Origin of the sequence: Dietzia sp. DQ12-76 (assembly GCF_014145045.1) — a bacterium.
Classification (GTDB): Bacteria; Actinomycetota; Actinomycetes; order Mycobacteriales; family Mycobacteriaceae; genus Dietzia.
The window spans coordinates 1-1,397 of sequence record NZ_JAALDV010000512.1; the positions used below are offsets into that span (position 1 = coordinate 1).

At 72.1% G+C, this 1,397-nt stretch carries 1 protein-coding gene and 1 pseudogene; both read right to left on the reverse strand.

The window, feature by feature from the left end; all coding sequences use genetic code 11:
- Positions 1-362, reverse strand: a pseudogene (locus G6019_RS15825) (rhomboid family intramembrane serine protease); the annotation flags it as partial.
- The coding region (locus G6019_RS15830) for an alpha/beta hydrolase (protein ID WP_241726104.1) at positions 359-1,397 on the reverse strand (1,039 nt) is incomplete at its 5' end. The gene G6019_RS15830 and the pseudogene G6019_RS15825, both read right to left, overlap by 4 nt.

A 1,397-nucleotide genomic window follows, 5' to 3' on the forward strand; every position in this document is an offset into this window, starting at 1 on the left:
TCGCGACCGACACCGCCGAGAACGCCCGCGACTTGAGAGATGAGGGCCACGGCCAGCAGGCGGGCCCCGCCCAGGAGTCGCTCGGCGACCGGCCCCGCCACCAGCAGTAGCGCCGTGGAGGCGAGGAGACCGCCGAGGCCGGAGACGAACAGCCCGGACGTGATGAGGGTCCAGAGGTGGCCGTGTCCGAGCGACACGGACCCCGCCGCGACCCGGTCGAGCCACTCGGGGCCCGGGCCGAAGGTCGCCGTGCCGGTCACCGCGGCCACCACCCACATCACGGCGAGCAGTGTGATGGTGACCGGAGAGGTCGACCATGCCCGGGCCGCGTACCGGCGCGCGGTGGAGACCGTCGTTCTCATCGGATGAGCCCCGTTCTCCGGGCGAGCCAGGGTAGTTCGCGCTCGAGCCCCGCGGACCACACGGCGTAGCTGTGACCGCCGGGCAGTTCGGTGAGGTGGGCATCGATACCGGCGGCCACCGCCGCTGAGTAGAGTTCCCGGGCCGCCGGGCCGTACTCGGTGTCGGTGGAACCGTAGACGAACGCTCCGGCCATCCCGGGGAAGCGCCGTGTCGCCATCAGGTCGGCGGGGTTGTTCCGGCGGAACGCCGCCTCGTCTCCGCCGAAGAACTGCTCGACGGTGTCGGCTCGGGTTCCTATGGTCGGCTCCGGCTGCCCCGACATGTCGAGGAAGGTCGGGAAGACGTCCGGGTCGGACAGGGCCGTCTGGAGTGCGCAGGTTCCGCCGAAGGACAGCCCACCGATCGCCATCGACATCGGACCGGAAGCGACCTGCAGGTTCTCGTGGATCCACCTCGGGACGTCGACGGTCAGGTAGGTCCGGGAGTCGCCCCGGGGCGAATCCACGCACAGTGTGTTGCTCAGCGATTCCCCGAGGGGATCGGCCACCACCACGACAGGGGCCAGCCCGGCATGCTGCGATGCGAACGCGTCCGCGATCACCGGCAACCTCCCGGAGACCACCCAGTCCTCGGGGGTGCCGGGCTGGCCGGCGAGCAGGACGAGGACCGGAAGGAGGGGGCGAGGCTGCGCGAAGTACGCCGGCGGCAGATAGATCTGCGCGGGCCGCGCCGCGAATCCCGACGTGGTCCCGGGGATCGGCGCTTCGGTGATCGCCCCGCTCGTCGGCATGTTCTCGGGGGGCGTCCACACGTCCTCCACGGCGGTCCCGGGCGGGAGGTCGTCGCCGACGGCCGTCGGATCGGACCCGAGGACGTCGGCGAGGGGGACGGTCCGGTGGTCCGGAATCCCGATCAGGGTGCCGAGGGTGGGGAACTCGGCGTACATGCGGTTGACGTGGCCGCCGGCGCCGAGGAGCACGGCCACCGTCGTGAGCAGCACCCCGGCCACCCGCCACGGGCGTCGGCGGGTCCTC